The 21,280-nt window shown below is 72.3% G+C and carries 13 protein-coding genes; 7 read left to right on the plus strand and 6 right to left on the minus strand.

Annotation, left to right across the window (positions count from 1 at the left end; genetic code table 11):
• Positions 1-36: 36 nt before the first annotated feature.
• From QIS96_RS12080 to QIS96_RS12090, 3 genes are read right to left on the minus strand one after another with little or no spacing between them, the layout of a single operon-like run.
• Entirely contained in the window at positions 37-444 is a 408-nt protein-coding gene (locus QIS96_RS12080; RefSeq protein ID WP_282542499.1) for a DUF742 domain-containing protein, read from the minus strand.
• Positions 441-932, minus strand: coding sequence for a roadblock/LC7 domain-containing protein (locus QIS96_RS12085; RefSeq protein WP_282542500.1), 492 nt, complete (start codon positions 930-932; stop codon positions 441-443). The genes QIS96_RS12080 and QIS96_RS12085 overlap by 4 nt, the downstream gene beginning before the upstream one ends.
• Positions 929-4,174, minus strand: a complete 3,246-nt coding sequence (locus QIS96_RS12090; RefSeq protein WP_282542501.1) for a sensor histidine kinase — start codon at positions 4,172-4,174, stop codon at positions 929-931. Before QIS96_RS12090 ends, QIS96_RS12085 begins: the two co-directional genes overlap by 4 nt.
• 338 nt (positions 4,175-4,512) lie before the next feature.
• Here QIS96_RS12090 and QIS96_RS12095 point away from each other — a divergent pair, with 338 nt between their 5' ends.
• Positions 4,513-5,358, plus strand: a complete 846-nt coding sequence (locus QIS96_RS12095) for a protein phosphatase 2C domain-containing protein (protein WP_282542502.1) — start codon at positions 4,513-4,515, stop codon at positions 5,356-5,358.
• 60 nt (positions 5,359-5,418) lie between these two features.
• Here QIS96_RS12095 and QIS96_RS12100 read toward each other — a convergent pair whose 3' ends face one another.
• The gene (locus tag QIS96_RS12100; protein WP_282542503.1) at positions 5,419-5,913 is read right to left on the minus strand and encodes a MarR family winged helix-turn-helix transcriptional regulator; all 495 of its coding nucleotides are present in this window, start codon (positions 5,911-5,913) and stop codon (positions 5,419-5,421) included.
• Positions 5,914-6,128: 215 nt separating this feature from the next.
• Between QIS96_RS12100 and QIS96_RS12105 the strand changes: the two genes are divergently transcribed.
• Positions 6,129-6,992 carry a lysozyme gene (locus tag QIS96_RS12105; RefSeq protein ID WP_282542504.1) on the plus strand — a complete coding sequence of 288 codons (864 nt, stop codon included), beginning with the start codon at positions 6,129-6,131 and terminating at the stop codon, positions 6,990-6,992.
• A gap of 255 nt (positions 6,993-7,247) precedes the next feature.
• Here the strand turns inward: QIS96_RS12105 and lon are convergent, their stop codons facing one another.
• Complete coding sequence (lon, locus tag QIS96_RS12110) at positions 7,248-9,665, minus strand: endopeptidase La (RefSeq protein ID WP_282542505.1); 2,418 nt, start codon at positions 9,663-9,665, stop codon at positions 7,248-7,250.
• A gap of 568 nt (positions 9,666-10,233) precedes the next feature.
• Here lon and QIS96_RS12115 point away from each other — a divergent pair.
• The 5 genes from QIS96_RS12115 (at position 10,234) to QIS96_RS12135 (ending at position 18,167) form a co-directional block, all read left to right on the plus strand.
• Positions 10,234-11,016, plus strand: a complete 783-nt coding sequence (locus QIS96_RS12115) for an SAM-dependent methyltransferase (protein ID WP_282542506.1) — start codon at positions 10,234-10,236, stop codon at positions 11,014-11,016.
• Between the two features lie 195 nt (positions 11,017-11,211).
• Positions 11,212-11,898 (plus strand): spermidine synthase family protein, encoded by a 687-nt coding sequence (locus tag QIS96_RS12120; RefSeq protein ID WP_282542507.1) that lies wholly within the window; start codon positions 11,212-11,214, stop codon positions 11,896-11,898.
• Between the two features lie 100 nt (positions 11,899-11,998).
• The gene (locus tag QIS96_RS12125; protein ID WP_282511563.1) at positions 11,999-12,736 is read left to right on the plus strand and encodes a response regulator transcription factor; all 738 of its coding nucleotides are present in this window, start codon (positions 11,999-12,001) and stop codon (positions 12,734-12,736) included.
• Between the two features lie 235 nt (positions 12,737-12,971).
• Entirely contained in the window at positions 12,972-14,027 is a 1,056-nt protein-coding gene (locus QIS96_RS12130) for a HAMP domain-containing sensor histidine kinase (RefSeq protein WP_282542539.1), read from the plus strand.
• Positions 14,028-14,351: 324 nt separating this feature from the next.
• A complete protein-coding gene (locus tag QIS96_RS12135) occupies positions 14,352-18,167 on the plus strand; it encodes a multifunctional oxoglutarate decarboxylase/oxoglutarate dehydrogenase thiamine pyrophosphate-binding subunit/dihydrolipoyllysine-residue succinyltransferase subunit (protein ID WP_282542508.1) in 3,816 nt (1,271 codons plus the stop codon).
• A gap of 113 nt (positions 18,168-18,280) precedes the next feature.
• Here QIS96_RS12135 and fxsT read toward each other — a convergent pair whose 3' ends face one another.
• Complete coding sequence (fxsT, locus tag QIS96_RS12140; RefSeq protein ID WP_282542509.1) at positions 18,281-21,250, minus strand: FxSxx-COOH system tetratricopeptide repeat protein; 2,970 nt, start codon at positions 21,248-21,250, stop codon at positions 18,281-18,283.
• Between the last annotated feature and the right edge of the window lie 30 nt (positions 21,251-21,280).

Here is a 21,280-nt window from a genome sequence, read left to right on the forward strand (position 1 = left end):
TGCGCGCCCGTCGTCGGCGTGTTCGTCGTGAGCGTGTCAGAGGCGGCGGAGTCCACCCAGCACCCTTTCCAGCAGCGCGCGGTCGGGCTGTCCGGGGCCGTGCCCGGTGCCGTACACCCGGATGCGTCCTTGGTCGGCGAGGTCGCTCAGCAGGACGCGGACCACGCCGAGCGGCATCTTCAGGAGCGCGGCGATCTCGGCGACGGTGCGCATCCTGCGGCACACCTCGACGATCGCCCGCATCTCCGGCACGCCCCGGCCGCGTGGCGCGAGGGCCCGCCGCTCCTCCGCCCCCGGCGCCTGGATCGCGGCGACGAAGGTCTCGACGAGCAGCACGTGCGCGAAGCGCGTACGGCCGCCGGTGAGCGAGTACGGGCGGACCCGCGCGGGCCTGCGTCCCCGGCCGCGCACCGGCAGTTGCGCGGCGGCGCCCGGGGCGGTCACCGTCCGCTCTCCATCGACTGCCGCAGCTCGCTGCGGAGTTCGGGGGTGAGGACGTGTCCGGCGCGGCCCACGAAGAGCGCCATGTGGTACGCGACCACGCTGACGTCGCAGTCAGGTGCGGCGTGCACGCCGAGCAGCGAGCCGTCGCTGATCGCCATCACGAAGAGGCTGCCCTCGTCCATGGCGATCACGGTCTGCTTAATGCCGCCGCCGTCCATCAGCTTGGCCGCCCCGATGGTGAGGCTGCCGATGCCGGAGACGATCGTGGCGAGGTCGGCGCTCGACCCCTTCGGCCCGGCGGCGGTGCGCGGCTGCTGCGCCGCGCCGTTCACCGCCGGGTCGGAGGAGAGCAGCAGCAGTCCGTCGGAGGAGACCACGGCCACCGAGAGCAGCCCTGGCACCTCCCGGACCAGGTTGTCGAGCAGCCAGTGCAGGTTCTGGGCTTCGCTGCTGAGACGGTACGCACGGGACGTACTGGGTGCGGTCAACTGCGGGCCTCCTCGGCTGGGTCCCCCTGGTCGGTCCGGGTCGCCCGGTCGGGCACCTCCCCGGTGGCCATGTCGTCGCCGGCGGCGAACTCGCCGGTCCGCTCGGCGAGTTCGGCCTGTACGTCACGGCGGCCGGAGTTGGCTCCCCGGTGGAAGTTGCCGAGCCTGCGGCGCAGCTCCTCCGGGTCGACGGAGCTTCGGCGGGCCACGGGCTCGGGGGCGGGCCCGGTGGCCTTCGGGGTGCGCTTGGGCAGTCCCGTCTCGGTGGTGCGCTCCCGCTGCGGCAGGGCCTCGGGCATCTCGCGCCTGGCCTGCTGCGGGACGGTCTCTTCGGCCTGGGCTCCGGGTCCGGGCGCGGCTGCGACTTCGGCTTCGGGTGCGGCTTCGGCTTCGGCTTCGGGGCGGGGTGCGGCTTCGGCGGCTCCGACCTCGGCCGTGTCGGCGGCGCGCTCGTGGCGCTCGTCCGCCTCGGGCGCGAGCACGGACTCGCTCGCGGGGGCGGGCAGCGGCTCCAGGTCCGCCGCGCCCTCGACGGCAGCAGCGAGCGCCGCCGACTCGGGCTCCTCGCCCAGGAGTTCACGGTCGGCCTCGGCCTCCGGGGAGAGGAGGTCGTCGAGAGTGCGCAGGCTCTCCAGGGCCTGGGCCTTCGCCTCGCCCTGACCCTCGTCCTGACCTTCGTCCTGACCCTCGTCCTGACCTTCGTCCTCGCCCTCGGCGGTGGGCCTGGAGTGCTCGGGGGCGGGCTCGTCGTCGGGCTCGGTGTCCGCACCCGCACCCGTGTCCGCGTCCGCGTCCGCGGCCTGGGCCTCCTCGAAGGCGCGCTCGGCAGCGCGGATGAAGGGGTCCTCGACCGGGGCGGCTACGTCGGCCGCCTCTGCTACCGCGTCCGTCTCATCCGCCTCGTCCGTCGCATGGAGCTCATCCGCCTCATCCGGCTCATCGGGCGAACGCCGGTCCAGGGCATTGGAGTTGGCCTCGGCCTCCGCGCCCGGCAGGCGCACCTGCGGCGCCTCGGCCATCGCGACGGAGTGCTGCGGGGTCGCCTCCGCCGGGGCGGCGGCGAGGATCGTCGTGGGCAGGACGACGAGCGCCGCGAGGCCGCCGTGCTTCTGCTCCCGCAGCTCGACCCGCAGTCCGTGCCGGGCGGCGAGCCGGGCCACGACGTACAGGCCGAGCCCTAGCCCCTCGGAGCCCGCGCCCTCGGCCTCCGCAGCCGTCGGCTCGTACGGCTGCTTCGGGTCGAAGTCCGTGAGGCGGGCGTTGAGTTCGCGCAGCCGCTCCTCGGGCAGGCCGATGCCCTCGTCGCGGACGGAGAGCATCACGTCGCCGCTCTCCAGGAGCCAGCCGGAGGTCTCGACGGCGGAGTCCGGCGGCGAGAACGTCGTGGCGTTCTCCAGGAGTTCGGCGACCAGGTGGCTGATGTCGTCCGCGGTGGAGCCGGCGAGGTGGGCGTGCGGCGGCAGCGATGCGATGCGGACCCGGTCGTACGCGTCGATCTCGCTGACGGCGGCGCGCACCACGTCGACAAGGGGGACCGGGCCCGGGTGGCTGTCGCGGTGCTCGGCGCCCGCGAGGACCAGGAGGTTCTCGCTGTGCCGGCGCATGACCGTGGCGAAGTGGTCGAGCTTGAAGAGGGTGCCGAGGCGGTCGGGGTCCTGTTCCCGCTCCTCCAGGTTCTCGATGACGCCCAGCTGGCGCTCGACGAGCGCGAGGTTGCGCAGGGCGAGCTGGACGACGGTGCCGCCGCCGTTCCGGCCGGAGCGCTCCGCCTCGGCGAGTGCCTCGTCGAGCTGTTCGCGCAGCTCCTCGCGCTCGTCGGCGAGCTTCTCGCGCTGGCCGACGAGGTGCTTGCGGTCGCCCTCGAGGAAGGTGAGGCGCTCCTGCAGGCGCTGGGTGTGCGCGTGCAGGGTGTTGACCGAGCGGACCACGGCGGCGAACTCGTCGTTGCGGCCGGTGAAGCGGATCGGCTCGTCCGTGGCCGGGGTCTCCGCGAGCCGGGCGGAGCCGAGGCGGAGGACGGCGAGCGGGCGGGTGAGGGTGCGGGCGATCGCGGTGGCGATGCCGATGGCGAGGAGGAGCAGTACGCCGACGAGGGCGATGCGCACTTCGAGGGCGGTGACGTCGTCGTCGCGGAGCTTCGACAGGCTCTCGACGCGGTCGGCGCTCAGGGTGTTCTCGACGCTGCGCAGCTGCTCGACGCGGGCGGAGAGCGCGGCCGCCACCCGCTTCTGGTCGTAGCGGAGTTCGGCGGCGGAGAGCGTGGGCTGGTCGGTGAGCCGGGCCAGGTAGCGGTCGGCGGTGGCGACCTCGGGCCCGGTGACCGTGGAGCCGAGCTTGGCCAGGTCGGTGTCCGGGGCGGACCGCTCGAAGTCGGCGAGCGCCGCCAGTTCGCTGACCCGGGCCTGCTGGGCGGCGGCCGCGAGGGCGTTGCGGTTGCGGGAGTTGGCGCTGGCGCCGGCCTGCGGGCGGCCGGTGGCCGGGTCGACTCCGCCGGCCGCGTCGCGGGGCGTGGCGAGGGCGGCGAGCAGCAGGCCTCGGGTGGCGCCGGCCTGCTGGACGGCGCGGTCGAGCTCGGCGAGCGCGCGGGCGCCGGAGCCGGCGCGCGGCGGCATTTTCTCGGCCAGGTGCTCGACGAGGGCGTGGAGTTCGCCGATCGCCTTGTTGTACTCGTCGTGGACCGCGTGCGCTTCGAGGGCGGTGCCCTTGCCGTCGGCGGCGGCGCGGCGGACCTGTTCGAGGTCGTCGAGGTCGTGGCGGAGCCCGGCCGGGGCCTCGGCGCGCACTTCGTTGATGCGGCGGTCGACGCTGCCGCGGCTCTCGGCGAGCGCCGCGGCCGAAGCGCCCGCGGGGCGGCCCGCGGCGATCTCCGCGGTGACCTCGTCGCGTTCGTCGGCGAGGGCGTGCGCCAGGGTGACCGCACTCTTGGTGAGTTCGGCGAGCGTGACGAGTTCCTGGGACTCGGCGAGCTGCGCGGAGGACTCGGTGATGCCGGGGGCGCCCGCGCCCGCGACGGTGGCGGCGACCACGGCGACGGCCGCGACCAGGCGGTTGCGCACCCGCTTGCGGCGGCCCGCGGGGGCGGTGTCGGGCGCCGGCCGTTCCGTGGCGGTGCCCTGCCCCGTGGCGGCGGGCTCAGGAGTGTCGGCGCGCCCCTCGGAGGTCGCGCCCTCGGCGTCCACGGGCCGCTCCGCGGCCTTGTCGCCCTTGCCCCGAGGCCGCTTCATCTGCACCGGTGCTCGCATTCTTGAAGTTCTCGTTCCTCACCGGGAGCGCAGGTGACGACGAGTCAACACCAGGCCCCTCTGGTACGGCTCATGACCATTCCAGTGCGGTTGAGCAGTGGTCGCCCATCCTCCGCCGGGCCACCCGAAGGAGTGAACATCGACGGGAGTGCCCCGGCAAGTTCCTCGGGCACACGCATCTACCGCACGCGGAGCGCCGGTTGGACGGGCCGGGCCCGCTTTGGCAAGATGCCCCGCCGCTCGCACGCCGGAGGCTATCAATCCGTCGGAAACCCGGCTTCCGGGCGGCCGGAGCGGCCCAAGTCCCGGCTCGTGAAGCTCTCGTGCAGACTGGCTGAATGCGCATCGAACTGGCCACGGAGCCCGGCGACCCGGGGCGCCCCAACGAGGACTACGCATCGGTCGCGCTCCCCGCCTCCGGCAAGGGCGGAACGCTGGTGCTGCTCGACGGGGTCACGCCGCCGGCCGGCGACTGCGGCTGTCTGCATTCCGTCCCCTGGTTCACGGCCCGGCTCGGCGGCGCGCTAGGCGAACTGTCCGGTTCGCGGCGAGATTTGGGCTTGCGTGAAGTCCTGGCCGCCGCCATCGCGCGTACCGCCGACGCCCACGGTCAAACCTGTGACCTTTCTCACCCTCGTACGCCACAGGCGACCGTGGTCCTCGTGCGGTGGGACGAGGAGAAGGTCGAGCATCTGGTGCTCTCGGACTCGGCGCTGCTCGTGGAGGAGGCCGACGGCGCGGTGCGCCCGGTCCTCGACGAGCGCCTCGGTGCGCTCCCGCCGCACATCGACCGGCTGCGCGCGGCGGTGCGCGCCCTGCCGGAGGGCTCGCCCGAACGGGCCGCGGCAGCACGGGAGTACGTCACCGGGGTGGAGGCCCTGCGCAATACGGAGGGCGGCTTCTTCACGGCGGCGGCCGACCCGGACGTGGCGCGGCGCGCGGTGTGCGGGACGCGGCCGCGCGCCGAGGTGCGCAGCCTGGCGGCGCTGACGGACGGGGCGACGCGCTGGGTGGAGAAGTTCGGCGCGGGCTCCTGGGCGGAGTGCCTGGCGCTGCTGCGCAAGGCGGGCCCGCAGGAGCTGATCGACCGGGTCCGGGCGCTGGAAAACGCCGACCCGGCGGGGCGGTCGGCCCCGCGCGGCAAGGTGCACGACGACGCGGCCGTGGTCTTCGTGGAGCCGTAGCCGTACGACTGCGGGCGGCTCGGCTCTGCGTGGAGCTGCAGCCGAACGGCCGCGGGCGGCTCAGCCTTCCTGGCTGTCGTTCAACTGGCCGAGGAGGCGGGCCAGTTCGGCGACCTCGTGGCGGTCCCAGCCGGCCAGGCGCTGGACGTACTTGGCGCGGCGCGCGTCCCGGACCGTGCGGAAGCGGGCGCGGCCCTCGTCGGTGAGGCGCATCAGGGAGGCCCGTCCGTCGACCGGGTCGGGGTCGCGGGCGACGAGCCCCAGCTCCTCCAGGGCCCGCAGCTGACGGCTCATCGTCGCCTTGCCCACGCCGATGTACGCGGCGAGTTCGGTGGCGCGCTGCGGCCCGCCCTCCTCCAGGCGGACGAGCAGTCCGTACGCGGCGGGCTCCAGGTCGGGGTGGACGGCGCGGGCCATCTCTCCGGACGAGGCGCGAGCGCGGCGCAGAAAGACGGTCAACTCGCGTTCCAGGGCGAGGAATTCGTGGTCCACACCGCTCTCGGGGCGCGGCTCGCCTCCGCTCGCCCCACCGCTCTCGTGCACGTCAGAACCCATGAATCGCTTTCCCGTTCCTGAAAGTTTCCGCCCGCGGCGGCCGATCGCCGCAGCTCGGCCAGTATTCCGCAGGAGTAGACCTTCGGCAGCCTTCAGCCACTCTTCCCTCGCGGGGTCTACGTGCGTAGCGTCCTGGGTAAGTGCCCTATGACATGCACACGTTCGGTTCGTTCCAGGTCCCCCCACCGCACTTCTGACGCCTCCGGAGGCGCTTCATGCCCGTGCACAGACCCGGATCCCCCACCAGACCGCACCGTTCCACCGGATCGCACGGCTCGCGCAGGCCCGCGGTCGCGGTGGTCCTCACCGTCCTGTCGCTCCTCCTCGCCTTCCCCGGCGCCGCGCAGGCGGCCGAGGACGTGCCGCCGCGGGGCAGCGCCCACATGGGCATGGGCGTCGTCGAGCACGACGGCGAGGGCCCGATGCCGCCCGACTCGCCGAGCGCCGCCGCCGTCCAGACGGAGGGCGTGGACGTCTCCAGCCACCAGGGCAACGTCAACTGGGCGTCGCTCTGGAGCAGCGGCGTCAAGTGGGCCTACGTCAAGGCGACCGAGGGCACGTACTACAAGAACACGTACTTCACGCAGCAGTACAACGGCTCGTACAACGTCGGCATGATCCGGGGCTCGTACCACTTCGCCACTCCGGACACGTCGAGCGGCGCCGCGCAGGCGGACTACTTCGTCAACAACGGCGGCGGCTGGTCCAAGGACGGCAAGACGCTGCCGGGCGCGCTCGACATCGAGTGGAACCCGTACGGGAACCAGTGCTTCGGCAAGTCCCAGGCAGGGATGGTCAGCTGGATCTGGGACTTCGTGAACCGGTACAAGTACCGCACGGGGCGCTATCCGGTGATCTACACGGCGACCAGCTGGTGGAAGACGTGCACCGGCAACTACAGCGGTTTCGCGACGAACCATCCGCTGTGGGTCGCGCGCTACAACACGACGCCGGGTGAACTCCCGGCCGGCTGGAGCTTCTACACGATGTGGCAGTACACGTCCTCCGGCCCGATCGTCGGCGACCACAACAAGTTCAACGGGGCTTACGACCGGCTGCAGGCCTTGGCCAACGGGTAGCGGTCGGCCTGCGGGCCGCGGGCTTCTCCCCTCCCCGCCCCTTCCCGAAACTGGGGCTCCGCCCCAGACCCCGCTCCTCAAACGCCGGAGGGGCTGGATTTAGCCCCGATAGGGGCGCGGGGAACTGCGCGACCAGCCACGACGGCGCAGCAGTCGAACGTCACCGCCGGAGGCTTTCGGGAAGGGGCGGGGCGGGGACCGAAAAAGGGCTTCGCCCCCGGCACCGAGAAACCGGGGCCGGGGGCGAAGCACCCGTTACGCCGCGACCGGGACCTCGACCTGGACCTCCGCCGGGGCGAGGGCCAGTTCCAGGACCTGGCGGACGTCCGTCACCGGGTGGACCTCCAGCTTGTCGAGAACCTCCGCCGGGACGTCGTCCAGATCCGCCTCGTTCCGCTTGGGGATGATCACCGTGCTGATCCCCGCCCGATGCGCGGCGAGCAGCTTCTGCTTCACACCGCCGATCGGCAGCACCCGCCCCGTCAGCGACACCTCACCGGTCATCGCCACATCCGTACGGACCAACCGCCCGGAGAGCAGCGACGCGAGCGCCGTCGTCATCGTGATGCCCGCGCTCGGCCCGTCCTTCGGGACCGCGCCCGCCGGGAAGTGGATGTGCGCGCCGCGGTCCTTCAAGTCGCCCACGGGAAGCTCCAGTTCGGCCCCGTGCGAGCGCAGGAAGGAGAGCGCGATCTGCGCGGACTCCTTCATCACGTCGCCGAGCTGACCGGTCAGGGTGAGCCCCGCCGCGCCCGTCTCCGGGTCGGCGAGGGACGCCTCCACGTACAGGACGTCGCCGCCCGCCCCCGTGACCGCGAGGCCGGTGGCCACGCCGGGCACGGACGTGCGCCGCTCGGCCGGGTCCTGGGCGGACTCGGGCACGTGGTGCGGACGCCCGATCAGGCCGCGCAGATCCCCTTCGGTGACCGTGAACGGCAGCTCCCGCTCGCCGAGTTCGCTCTGCGCCGCGACCTTGCGGAGCAGTCGCGCCACCGACCGCTCCAGGTTTCGCACGCCGGCCTCGCGGGTGTACTCACCCGCCAGCTTGCGCAGCGCACCCTCGTCCAGGGCCACCTCGCCCGGCTCCAGGCCGGCCCGCTCCAGCTGGCGCGGGAGCAGGTGGTCACGGGCGATGACGACCTTCTCGTCCTCGGTGTACCCGTCGAGCCGGACCAGCTCCATCCGGTCGAGCAGCGCCTCCGGGATGGCCTCCAGGACGTTGGCCGTGGCCAGGAAGACGACGTCGCTCAGGTCGAGTTCGACCTCCAGGTAGTGGTCGCGGAACGTGTGGTTCTGTGCCGGGTCGAGGACTTCGAGCAGGGCCGCGGCCGGGTCGCCGCGGAAGTCGGAGCCGACCTTGTCGATCTCGTCGAGCAGCACGACCGGGTTCATGGACCCGGCCTCCTTGACCGCCCGTACGATCCGGCCCGGCAGGGCTCCCACGTACGTACGCCGATGGCCGCGGATCTCCGCCTCGTCGCGGACGCCGCCGAGGGCGACGCGGACGAACTTGCGGCCCATGGCGTGCGCCACGGACTCGCCGAGGCTGGTCTTGCCGACGCCGGGCGGGCCGACGAGCGCGAGCACGGCGCCGCCGCGCCGCCCGCCGACGACCCCGAGACCGCGGTCCGCGCGCCGCTTGCGCACGGCCAGGTACTCGGTGATCCGCTCCTTCACGTCCTCCAGACCCGCGTGCTCGGCGTCGAGCACGTCCTTGGCGCCCTGGATGTCGTACTGGTCCTCGGTCCGCTCGTTCCACGGCAGTTCGAGGACCGTGTCCAGCCAGGTGCGGATCCAGGAGCCCTCCGGGGACTGCTCGCTGGACCGCTCCAGCTTGTCGACCTCCTTGAGCGCGGCCTCGCGGACGTGCTCGGGCAGGTCGGCGGCCTCGACACGGGCCCGGTAGTCGTCGGACTCCTCGCCCTCCGACTCCCCGTTGAGCTCGCGCAACTCCTTGCGTACGGCTTCGAGCTGGCGGCGGAGCAGGAACTCGCGCTGCTGCTTGTCGACGCCCTCCTGGACGTCCTTCGCGATGGACTCGGCCACGTCCTGCTCGGCGAGGTGGTCGCTGAGCAGTTTCGCGGCGAGCTTGAGGCGCTCGACCGGGTCGGCCGTCTCCAGGAGCTGGACCTTCTGATCGGTGGTCAGGAACGGCGAGTACCCGGAGTTGTCGGCGAGCGCGGAGATCTCCCCACTGTCTGCGAGCTGCTGCACCCGGTCCACGACCTGCCAGGCCCCGCGCTTCTTCAGCCAGCTGGTGGCGAGCGCCTTGTACTCCTTGGCCAGCTCGGTGACGGCGCCGGGCAGCGGGTCGGGCACGGTCTCGTCGACCTCGATGCCCTCCACCCACAGGGCGGCGCCGGGGCCGGTCGTGCCCGCGCCGATCTGCACCCGCCTGCGGCCCTTGATCAGGGCGCCGGGGTCGCCGTCCGCGAGACGGCCCACCTGCTCGACCGTGCCGAGGACGCCGGTCGCCGCGTACGTGCCGTCGATGCGCGGCACGAGCAGGACGCGTGGCTTCCCCGTCAGCCCGCGGGCGGCGGCCTGCGCGGCCTCCACCGCGGCTCGTACGTCGGGATCGTTGAGGTCCAGGGGCACCACCATGCCGGGCAGCACGACCTCGTCGTCGAGCGGAAGGACGGGCAGGGTGAGCGTTGTGGACGTCGATGCCATGATCTCCCCTTCGGCAGTCAAGTTGAGCTATGCACGCTCAATGCTTGTGAGCCCCCGAATGTTCCCCACCCTCTGTTCGCCCAGAGCGATCACTCCCCCACCCCACCCCCAGAGGCTCCGCCCTTGATCCCCTCCCCGCCCCTTCCCGAAAGACTGCCGTCGGCTCCTGGGGGCCAGCCCCCAGACCCCCTCCCCCAAGCTCTCGGCTGCGCTCGAGCAGGGGGGACCCCCATCTCAAACGCCGGAGGGGCTGGATTAAGCCCCGATAGGGGCTTTTCAGGGGCGCGGGGAACTGCGCGACCAGCCACAGCGGCGCCGCAGCCAAAGAACAGCCGGGGCGGGGGCGCAGCCCCAGGGGGCCGGGCCCCGAAAGGGGCGCGGGGAACTGCGCGAGCAACCGCAGCGGCGCGGCAGGCGAAGGACCGCCGGGGTCCGGGGCGAAGCACCGGAGGCGGGCACACGACAGCGCGGCAGGCGAAGGGCGGCCAAGGCCCGGGATGTCCGCAGGACGTCGGGGGAAGCGCAGGCACCCACGACAGCCCCCACCCCCCTTCGGCATGATGCGCCCATGGACCGACTCCGACAGAAGCTCAGCACGATCGCGCACGGCGACCACCACATCGCCGCCCCGCTGCACGAATCGACGGTGCGGCACCTCCTCGACCTCGCCCTCCCGCACGGCGACGAGCGCGTCCTCGACCTCGGCTGCGGCGAGGGCGCCTGGCTGCTGCGGGCCGCCGCCGAGCGCCCCGGCGTACGGGCCGACGGCGTCGACGTCAGCGATTCCGCACTCGCCCTGGGGCGCGAGCGGATCGCCGCGGCCGGGCTCGCCGACCGGGTGGCGCTGCACGAGGAGGACGCCGCTTCGTACAGCGCCCCGCACCAGTACGACGTGGTCCTCTGCGTCGGCGCCACGCACGCCTTCGGCGGGCTGCTGCCCACCCTGGAGGCGGCCCGCAAGCACCTCGCGCCCGGCGGCACCCTGATCGTCGGCGACGGGTTCTGGGAGCAGGCGCCCGGCCCCGAGACCCTCCAAGTCGGTTTCCGCGAGGACGAGTTCATGTCCCTGCCGAACACCGTCGACCAGGTCCTGCTCGACCAGTGGATCCCCGTGCACGGGCACATCAGCTCGCTCGCCGAGTGGGACGAGTACGAGTGGGCTTGGACCGGCACCCTGTCCCGCTGGGCCCTCGACAACGCCGCCGACCCGGACAGCGCGGAGGCCCTGCGCACCGCGGCCCAGCACCGCGAGGAGTGGCTGCGCGGCTACCGCGGCACCCTCGGCTTCCTCACGATGCTGCTGCGCCAGCAGGCCCGCTCGGAACCCCAGCACACCCTGTTCCGGCACTGACCCGATCGCACCGAACTGCCTTGCGTCGTAGGCCTGTTGGACCCCCGGCCCGGACACCCCGGGTCGGGGCGGCGGCGTCCGTGGGGCAAACTCGGGGGCCTCCACAAACAGAAGCAAGCAGCAGGACAACGGCAGAGGCCGGCGGCCCGCCTCGTACGGCAGCGGCCGCCCCCGCCCGAACCGCAGGATGGACCCATGCACGACCCGTACGACACCGAGCAGCCCGTCACCCTCGACCGCCGCACAGGACCGCACGGCGAGGTGGTCCTGCGCAGGCACGGCGACCTGCTGCAGATCATCGCCAACGGCACGTTCCTGATGGACACTTCGGACGGCCGCTCCGAGCGCCTGCTCGTGGACGCGGCCCGCGACGCCCTGGACGACCGGCCCGAACCGAGCGTCCTGATCGGCGGCCTCGGCGTCGGCTTCTCCCTCGCGCACGCCGCCGCCGACCCGCGCTGGGGCCGCATCACCGTCGTCGAGCGCGAGGCGGCGATCGTCGACTGGCACCGCACCGGCCCCCTCGCCCCGTACACCGCCGAGGCGTTCGCCGACCCGCGCACCCGGATCGTCGAGGCGGACCTCGTCGCCCACCTCCACGACCGCGAGGCGCCCGCGTACGACGCGCTCTGCCTCGACATCGACAACGGCCCCGACTGGACCGTCACCGCGGACAATGGCAGCCTCTACTCCCCCGCCGGACTCGCCGCCTGCGCGGGCCGGTTGCACCCCGGCGGCGTCCTCGCCGTCTGGTCCGCCCAGCCTTCACCCGATTTCGAGAAGGCTCTGCGTAATGCCGGTTTCGGGGCGGTACGTACGGAAGAGGTAGCCGTTGCCCGGGGCGTTCCGGACGTGGTCCATCTCGGCATCAGGGCTGCGTAGCCGAGCCGCCGTAACTCCCCGTACGCTCTGACCGACACACGCGGGATCTTTACTGCAGATCCACCGAAGGCATTCAAGGCGCATTTTCAGGGGCGGGGCCATGGAGCAGACACACACCTCCCACAACGGCACGGCGCCCACGCCGGGTGCCCAGCGCCGGGTCCTCGTCATCGAGGACGATCCGACCATCGTCGACGCCATCGCCGCCCGGCTGCGCGCGGAGGGCTTCCTCGTGCAGACCGCGGCCGACGGCCCGTCCGCCGTGGACACCGCCGAGGCCTGGCAGCCCGACCTGCTGATCCTCGACATCATGCTGCCCGGCTTCGACGGCCTCGAGGTCTGCCGCCGGGTTCAGGCGCAGCGCCCGGTGCCGGTGCTGATGCTCACGGCTCGTGACGACGAGACGGACATGCTCGTCGGCCTCGGCGTCGGCGCCGACGACTACATGACGAAGCCGTTCTCCATGCGGGAGCTGGCGGCCCGGGTGCACGTGCTGCTGCGCCGGGTCGAGCGGGCCGCGCTCGCCGCCGCGACGCCGCGCAGCGGCATACTGCGACTCGGCGAGCTGGAGATCGACCACGCGCAGCGCCGCGTGCGGGTGCGCTCCGAGGACGTGCACCTCACCCCCACCGAGTTCGACCTGCTCGTCTGCCTGGCGAACACCCCGCGCGCGGTGCTCTCCCGCGAGCAGCTCCTCGCCGAGGTCTGGGACTGGGCGGACGCCTCCGGCACCCGCACCGTCGACAGCCACATCAAGGCGCTGCGCCGGAAGATCGGCGCGGAGCGCATCCGTACGGTGCACGGGGTGGGGTACGCCCTGGAGACCCCCACGCCGTGAGGGGACAGGCATGAGCGGCGGGCTCCGCAGCCGGGCTGCCGGCACCTCCGAAGCGCAGCACGCCTCCGATCCACAGCAGGGCACGGCACGGCCGGGAGTGCTCGCGCGCCTGCGGCCGGCCGAGCGCGGCAGGGAACTCCTCGCGGCGCTGCGGCCGAAGCGGCTGCTCACCGCGTTCCGGCAGCCGAAGGCGCTCTTCGTGGGGCTGCTGCGGCCGCCGACCGCGCTGCACGACCTGCGGCCGTTCTCGATCAAGACGAAGCTCGGCACGCTCGTGGTCGTCTCGGTCTTCATCACCACCGGCCTGCTGATGATCGCCGTGCGGACCGAGACCGAGCTGCGCTTCATCACGGTCTTCTCGGTCATCGCCACGCTCCTGATCACCCAGTTCGTGGCGCACTCCCTGACCGCCCCGCTCGACGAGATGAACACCGTGGCCCGGTCCATCTCGCACGGCGACTACACCCGCCGGGTCCGCGGCGCCGGCCGCCGCGACGAGCTGGGCGACCTGGCCGGCACGATCAACCGCATGGCCGACGACCTGGAGGCCCAGGACCAGCACCGCAAGGAGCTGGTGGCGAACGTCTCGCACGAGCTGCGCACCCCGATCGCGGCCCTGCGCGCGGTCCTGGAGAACGTCGTCGACGGCGTCTCCGAGGCCGACCCGGAGACCATGCGCACCGCCCTGAAGCAGACCGAGCGCCTCGGCCGCCTGGTGGAGACGCTGCTCGACCTGTCCCGCCTGGACAACGGCGTGGTCCCGCTGCGCGCCCGCCGCTTCGAGGTCTGGCCGTACCTCTCGGGTGTCCTGAAGGAGGCCCAGCTGTCCGGCGCGGCCAGCGTGCAGCGCCAGGGCATGCCGTCCGGCTCCGGCCGGCACACGCGTACGGACGTCCATCTGCACCTCGACGTCTCGCCGCCGGAGCTGACCGCGCACGCCGACGCGGAGCGCCTGCACCAGGTCGTGGCGAACCTCATCGACAACGCCGTGAAGCACTCCCCGCCGCACGGCCGGGTCACGGTGCGGGCCCGGCGCGGGCCGGCGCCCGAGTCGCTCGACCTGGAAGTGCTCGACGAGGGCCCCGGCATCCCCGAGTCCGAGTGGCACCGCGTCTTCGAGCGGTTCAACCGCGGCACCGCGGCCGGCAAGCACGGCGGGGACAACGACGGCGGCACCGGCCTCGGCCTCGCCATCGCCCGCTGGGCGGTCGACCTGCACGGCGGGCGGATCGGCGTGGCCGAATCCACCCGCGGCTGCCGGATCCAGGTCACCCTTCCGGGAATTCCCTGACATCTCGCGTTGACGTAGGGTTCGAAACGGACGCACCGGTTCTTCGAATCTTCGGCTCGCCGCGAACATCTCCGCGACGAGTTCACGAGGAAGGACGCGTTCCGAGGCAAGGGTGCGGCCCGCAGCAGGGCCGCAGCCGCGGACGCGCGTGCCCTGCCGCAGCGGAACCTCGCTTGTTTCCCGCCATTTCCAGCCCCGAAACACGCGATCCAATGTGACTTACGCGACCAAAGTCCCGCCCGGTCTGCACCTCTCGGCCACGGAGGCGTAGCCTTTATTCCCGCTGTCCATCACCTTGTGAAGCGGAAGAGGGCGGTTACCGCCGTGTCGCCACAGTCCCCCAGTAACTCGAGCACCACGACCGACCAAGAGGGGCAGGGCAAGAACCCTGCCGCTGCTTTCGGTCCCAACGAGTGGCTCGTCGACGAGATCTACCAGCAGTACCTCCAGGACCCGAACTCGGTTGACCGAGCCTGGTGGGACTTCTTCGCCGACTACAAGCCGGGGGGCGCCACCGCCGCTCCGGCCCAGCCGACGCAGGCTCCCGCCACCGGTACCGCAGCCGCGGGGGCTGCGGTGACTCCCACCAAGCCGAGCGCTCCCGCAGGCGTTTCGACGCAGACCCCGGCCCCCGCGAAGCCCGCGGCGGACGCCCCGGTCAAGCCGGCCCCCGCAGCGCCCGCCCCGGTGAAGCCCGCGGCCCCGGCCGCGCCCGCCGCCGCGAAGCCCGCTGCCGCGCCGAAGAAGGCCGAGCCGGCCGCCGAGGCCCCCGCGGGCCCCGAGCTGGTCACGCTGCGCGGCCCCGCCGCCGCCGTCGCGAAGAACATGAACGCCTCCATCGAGGTCCCCACGGCCACGTCCGTGCGCGCGGTCCCGGTGAAGCTGCTCTTCGACAACCGCATCGTCATCAACAACCACCTGAAGCGCGCCCGGGGCGGGAAGATCTCCTTCACCCACCTCATCGGGTACGCGATGGTGCAGGCCATCAAGGCCATGCCGTCGATGAACCACTCCTTCGCGGAGAAGGACGGCAAGCCCACCCTGGTCAAGCCGGAGCACATCAACTTCGGCCTCGCCATCGACCTGGTCAAGCCCAACGGCGACCGCCAGCTCGTGGTCGCGGGCATCAAGAAGGCCGAGACCCTGAACTTCTTCGAGTTCTGGCAGGCCTACGAGGACATCGTCCGGCGCGCCCGCAACGGCAAGCTCGGCATGGACGACTTCACCGGTGTCACGGTCTCGCTGACCAACCCCGGCGGCCTCGGCACCGTCCACTCCGTGCCGCGCCTGATGCCCGGCCAGTCGGTCATCATGGGCGTCGGCTCCATGGACTACCCGGCGGAGTTCCAGGGCACCTCCCAGGACACCCTGAACAAGCTCGGCATCTCGAAGGTCATGACGCTCACGTCGACCTACGACCACCGGGTCATCCAGGGCGCCGCCTCCGGCGAGTTCCTGCGCATCGTGGCCAACTTCCTCCTCGGCGAGGAGGGTTTCTACGACGACATCTTCAAGTCGCTGCGCATCCCCTACGAGCCGGTCCGCTGGCTCAAGGACATCGACGCGTCGCACGACGACGACGTCACGAAGGCCGCCCGCGTCTTCGAGCTGATCCACTCCTACCGGGTCCGCGGCCACGTCATGGCCGACACCGACCCGCTGGAGTACCGCCAGCGCAAGCACCCTGACCTGGACATCACCGAGCACGGCCTCACCCTGTGGGACCTGGAGCGGGAGTTCGCGGTCGGCGGGTTCGCCGGTCAGTCGATGATGAAGCTCCGCGACATCCTCGGCGTGCTGCGTGAGTCGTACTGCCGCACCACCGGCGTCGAGTTCATGCACATCCAGGACCCGAAGCAGCGCAAGTGGCTGCAGGACCGCATCGAGCGACCGCGCAACAAGCCGGAGCGCGAGGAGCAGCTGCGCATCCTGCGCCGGCTGAACGCCGCCGAGGCCTTCGAGACGTTCCTGCAGACCAAGTACGTCGGCCAGAAGCGGTTCTCCCTGGAGGGCGGCGAGTCCGTCATCCCGCTGCTCGACGCGGTCATCGACTCGGCCGCCGAGTCGCGCCTGGACGAGGTCGTCATCGGCATGGCCCACCGCGGCCGCCTGAACGTCCTCGCCAACATCGTCGGCAAGTCGTACGCGCAGATCTTCCGCGAGTTCGAGGGCAACCTCGACCCGAAGTCGATGCACGGCTCCGGCGACGTGAAGTACCACCTGGGCGCCGAGGGCACCTTCACCGGTCTCGACGGCGAGCAGATCAAGGTCTCGCTCGCCGCGAACCCCTCCCACCTGGAGGCGGTCGACCCGGTCCTGGAGGGCATCGCCCGCGCCAAGCAGGACATCATCAACAAGGGCGGCACGGACTTCACGGTCCTGCCGGTGGCGATCCACGGCGACGCGGCCTTCGCGGGCCAGGGCGTCGTGGCCGAGACCCTGAACATGTCGCAGCTGCGCGGCTACCGCACCGGCGGCACCGTGCACGTCGTCATCAACAACCAGGTCGGCTTCACGGCGGCGCCCGAGTCCTCGCGCTCCTCCATGTACTCGACCGACGTGGCGCGGATGATCGAGGCCCCGATCTTCCACGTCAACGGCGACGACCCCGAGGCCGTCGTCCGCGTCGCGCGCCTTGCCTTCGAGTTCCGGCAGGCGTTCAACAAGGACGTGGTCATCGACCTCATCTGCTACCGCCGCCGCGGGCACAACGAGTCGGACAACCCGGCGTTCACGCAGCCGCTGATGTACGACCTGATCGACAAGAAGCGCTCGGTGCGCAAGCTCTACACCGAGTCCCTCATCGGTCGCGGCGACATCACCCTCGAAGAGGCCGAGCAGGCGCTGCAGGACTACCAGGGCCAGCTGGAGAAGGTCTTCACCGAGGTCCGCGAGGCCACCCAGCAGTCCGCTCCGGGCGAAGTCCCGGGCGCCGAGGCCGAGTTCCCGGTCGCGGTCAAGACGGCCGTCTCGCAGGAGGTCGTCAAGCGGATCGCCGAGTCCCAGGTCAACATCCCCGACCGCGTCACCGTGCACCCGCGGCTGCTGCCGCAGCTGCAGCGCCGCGCGTCCATGGTCGAGGACGACACCATCGACTGGGGCATGGGCGAGACCCTGGCCATCGGTTCGCTGCTCCTGGAAGGCACCCCGGTCCGCCTCGCGGGCCAGGACTCCCGCCGCGGCACCTTCGGCCAGCGCCACGCGGTCCTCATCGACCGCGAGACCGGCGACGACTTCACGCCGCTCCTGTACCTCTCCGAGGACCAGGCCCGGTACAACGTCTACGACTCGCTGCTCTCCGAGTACGCGGCGATGGGCTTCGAGTACGGCTACTCGCTGGCCCGTCCCGAGGCGCTCGTGATGTGGGAGGCGCAGTTCGGTGACTTCGTCAACGGCGCGCAGACCGTCGTCGACGAGTTCATCACCTCCGCCGAGCAGAAGTGGGGCCAGCACTCCGGCGTCACCCTGCTCCTGCCGCACGGCTACGAGGGCCAGGGCCCGGACCACTCGTCCGCACGCCCGGAGCGGTTCCTGCAGCTGTGCGCGCAGAACAACATGACGGTCGCCATGCCGACGCTGCCGTCGAACTACTTCCACCTCCTGCGGTGGCAGGTGCACAACCCGCACCACAAGCCGCTGATCGTCTTCACCCCGAAGTCGATGCTGCGCCTGAAGGCCGCGGCCTCGAAGGCGGAGGAGTTCACGACGGGCGGCTTCCGCCCCGTCATCGGCGACGAGTCGGTCGACCCGGCCGCGGTCCGCAAGGTCGTCTTCTGCGCTGGCAAGGTCTACTACGACCTGGAGGCCGAGCGGCAGAAGCGCGGCGCCACGGACACGGCGATCATCCGCATCGAGCGTCTGTACCCGCTGCCGGGTGCGGAGCTCCAGGAGGAGATCGCCAAGTTCCCGAACGCCGAGAAGTACCTGTGGGCCCAGGAGGAGCCGGCGAACCAGGGTGCCTGGCCGTTCATCGCGCTCAACCTGATCGACCACCTGGACCTGGCCGTCGGCGCCGACGTCCCGCACGGTGAGCGCCTGCGCCGCATCTCGCGGCCGCACGGCTCGTCCCCGGCGGTCGGCTCGGCCAAGCGCCACCAGGCCGAGCAGGAGGCGCTCGTCGCGGAGGTCTTCGACGCGTGACGCCGCACTGAGCGGTAGGCAGTGAGCAGTACGTGAGTCGGGCCGCACCCCTTGCCGGGGGTGCGGCCCGATCGCGTTGCCGCGAGGTGTCGCGATGGCCGCGAGGTGTCGCGTCAGATGGTCTGCGGCTCGAAGTCCCAGTACGGGCGGCGGCCTTCGAACATGTAGCGCACCTGCCGGTGCTTGTCGTAGAGGTTCTCCTCCAGGACGGTGAGCGCCTCCCGGTGCACCTGCTCGGCCTCCTCGGCGGCGCCGCTCGCGCGCAGGTCCTGGGCCAGGCCCGCCGCCAGGTTCAGGGACAGCACATGCCGCTCGCCGATCTCGGCGCGGGCCCGGTCGAGGGCGTCCCGGCCGAGCTCGACCGCGCCGGGCAGGTCGCCGGTGGCCGCCCGCGCGGAGGCGCCGTTCATCGCGCAGCCGATGGACCAGACATGCCGTCGGCCGAGGGCCCGCTCCATCCGTTGCCGGGCCTCCTCGGCGCGCGGCCGGGCCCCGTCGTGGTCGCCCTGGCAGCGCTGGATCAGCGCGCAGTTGTCCAACAGGCCCGCCGTGTACGGGTGGTGCTCGCCGAGCAGCAGCCGGTACCGGCCGAGGGTGCTCTCGGCCAGCTCCCGGGCCTCGTCGAGGTCGCCGTTGTCCCGCAGCAGCATCGCGTAGTCCGAGCTGACCATCAGCGTCTCGGGGTGGCTGGGTCCGCGGCGGCGGGAGAAGCGGTCGAGGACCGAGCGCATCATCACCCGGGCGAAGCCGATGTCGCCCTCGCGGCGCCGGCACAGGGCCAGGTTGTGCTGCGAGAGCAGGCTCTGGCTGTGGTTCTTGTCGAGGACCTGGGAGTGCAGGTTGCTGTTCTGCTCCTGGATGGCGAGGGCTTCCTCGTACCGCCCGAGGAGGCGGAGCATCCAGGCCGTGTGCAGGCCGGCGTGGAGGGTGGACTGGCTTCTGCCGCCGAGGAGTTCGATGCTGGACTTCAGGACGCCGCGGTGCAGTTCGTACGACTCCTGGTAGCGGCCGGTCAGGCCGAGGGCGATGGCCAGGTTGCCGCGCGTGGCCAGGGTGCGCGGCACGCCCTCGTCACCGAGGGCCTCGGCGGACTGGGCGGCCGCCTCGGCGAGGAGGGTGCGCGCCTCCTCGTAGAGGCCGAGGGCCATCAGGGTGCCCGCGAGGCCGTTCTTGGCGCGCACCACCTGGATCGGCCCCTGCTCGGGGCTTGCGGTCACGGCTGCCAGGACCTTGCGGCCGAGGCGCTCCGCCGCCGCGTAGTTCCCCAACCGGCGTTCCATGACCATGAGTTGGTGGGTCGCGACGAGCACCTGCGGGTCGGTGGGGCCGGACTGCGGCGTCCAGGCGTCCACGGTGGCGCGGCCGAGCCGGACGCCCTCCTTGTACTCGCCGCGGACGCGCAGGTATTCGATGCAGTTGAGGACGAGGGTGCGGACGTCGGGTGAGGCGGAGGCGAGGGCGCCGGCCTCCTCCAGGTGCGGGATCAGCTCCGCGTACCGCGCCCAGTTGCCGGCCTGGCCGGGCTCGCGCGGGTCGGCCGAGACCAGCACCTGGCAGGCGATGCCGGAGGCCTCCGTCTGCTGCTGCTCGGTGAGTTGGACGCGTACGAAGCGGTGGAAGAGGCGGTGCATCTGCAGCGCGGAGACGATCTGGGTGTCCAGGTAGGGGCCCTTGTCGTACTCCAGGCGCATCGAGGTGGCCTCGGAGAGTCTGCGCAGGGTGCCGTTCCAGCTGCTCGGCTCGGCGACGAGCGCCGCCAGGTGGTCCGGCAGGTCGGCCGCACGCGCGGTGCGCAGCAGGCGCACGGGCACGGCGTCCGGGGAGAAGAACACCAGGAGGCAGAGGAGTTCGTACGCGTGCGGGTGCTTGTCGCGCAGGGTGTTGAGGGTGATGCTCCAGGCCATCTGGAACGTACGGTCGTCGCCGTCCGTCGCCACCTGGGCGGCGTGCGGGTCGCCCTCGCGGATCTCGCGTACGTATTCGTCGACGTCGGCGGTGGAGTTGGTGTCCAGCCAGGCCGCGGTCTGGGCGAGGAGCAGGGGCATGTCCTCGACGGCGTCGGCGAGTTCGGCCGCGGCGTCCTTCCGGAGCCGCTTGGTCCGCAGGCAGGCGAAGGCCACCGACTCGTCCCGCTCGAAGGGCGGCAGCTCCACGAGTTCCGCGCCGGCCCCGCCCCAGGTCGTGCTGGTCGTGGTGATCAGGAGATGCCCCGGGCCGTCGGGCAGCACCGCGGCGAGCTCCTCGGGGTCCTCGGCCCCGTCGAGCACGATCAGCCAGCCGCGCCGCTCCGCCAGCTCCCGCTTGACCGCTTCGATCCGGCCGCGCAGCACGTCCCCGGTGTCCACGAGCAGGTCGAGCCGGTCGGCGAGCTCGGCGAAGCCCTCGCGGGCGGTGGCGCGTTTGGTCGCCCTGACCCACCACACGGTGTCGTACTCGGCGGCGTGCCGGTGCACGAACTCGATGGCAGTGGCGGTCTTGCCGACTCCGTGGACGCCGTGCAGCGCGACCCGCGCGCCCTCGCCGCCCTCGGTGAACTTGCCGTGCAGCTCGGCGAGTGCCTGCTCGCGGCCGGTGAAGCGGGCGTTGCGGCGGGGCGTGTTCCTGGCCCTCCAGGTGGTGTCGGGGAAGCGGCCGCGGGCGAGGTCGACGGGCCGGCCCGACTCCGGGGCGAGGCCGAGGGCGTCGAGCAGCCGGGCCTCGGCGGCCTCGGGCGCGAGGCCGCGCAGCTCGATGACCGGCCCGAGCTCGGCGAGGCCTTCGGGCACCGGCGACGCGGTCACGGTGACCATGACGAGGCGCTCGCGGACGTCCGGCGCGAGCTCGCGCACGAGGTCGACCCACACGTCGGGCCGCCGGTGGTCCACCCGCAGGAACCAGTCGTCGAGGACGAGGACGATCGGGCCGGGCACGGTCGTGATCCGGTCGAGGTCCTCGGCGTCCGGGCGCCGGCGCAGCGGGTCCCAGAGCACCGAGCTGGTCTCGGCGCCCGACCTGGCAAGCCGCTCGCTCATCCAGGCGGCCCAGTGGGCGGACTGGCCCGCGTGGACGAGGGCGAGGTGCTGGGGCGGGGTGGGAGCGGTCATTCGGGAGGGCCTCCTCCTCCGTGTCTCTTC

The organism is Streptomyces cavernicola (assembly GCF_029968035.1).
Taxonomy (GTDB): Bacteria; Actinomycetota; Actinomycetes; order Streptomycetales; family Streptomycetaceae; genus Streptomyces; species Streptomyces cavernicola.

Coding starts and splice junctions, on each gene's coding strand:
- QIS96_RS12090 (WP_282542501.1), bottom strand. CDS start 4,174: ATGCGAGCACCGGTGCAGATGAAGCGGCCTCGGGGCAAGGGCGACAAG.
- QIS96_RS12095 (WP_282542502.1), top strand. CDS start 4,513: ATGCGCATCGAACTGGCCACGGAGCCCGGCGACCCGGGGCGCCCCAAC.
- QIS96_RS12100 (WP_282542503.1), bottom strand. CDS start 5,913: ATGGGTTCTGACGTGCACGAGAGCGGTGGGGCGAGCGGAGGCGAGCCG.
- QIS96_RS12105 (WP_282542504.1), top strand. CDS start 6,129: ATGCCCGTGCACAGACCCGGATCCCCCACCAGACCGCACCGTTCCACC.
- lon (WP_282542505.1), bottom strand. CDS start 9,665: ATGGCATCGACGTCCACAACGCTCACCCTGCCCGTCCTTCCGCTCGAC.
- QIS96_RS12115 (WP_282542506.1), top strand. CDS start 10,234: ATGGACCGACTCCGACAGAAGCTCAGCACGATCGCGCACGGCGACCAC.
- QIS96_RS12120 (WP_282542507.1), top strand. CDS start 11,212: ATGCACGACCCGTACGACACCGAGCAGCCCGTCACCCTCGACCGCCGC.
- QIS96_RS12125 (WP_282511563.1), top strand. CDS start 11,999: ATGGAGCAGACACACACCTCCCACAACGGCACGGCGCCCACGCCGGGT.
- fxsT (WP_282542509.1), bottom strand. CDS start 21,250: ATGACCGCTCCCACCCCGCCCCAGCACCTCGCCCTCGTCCACGCGGGC.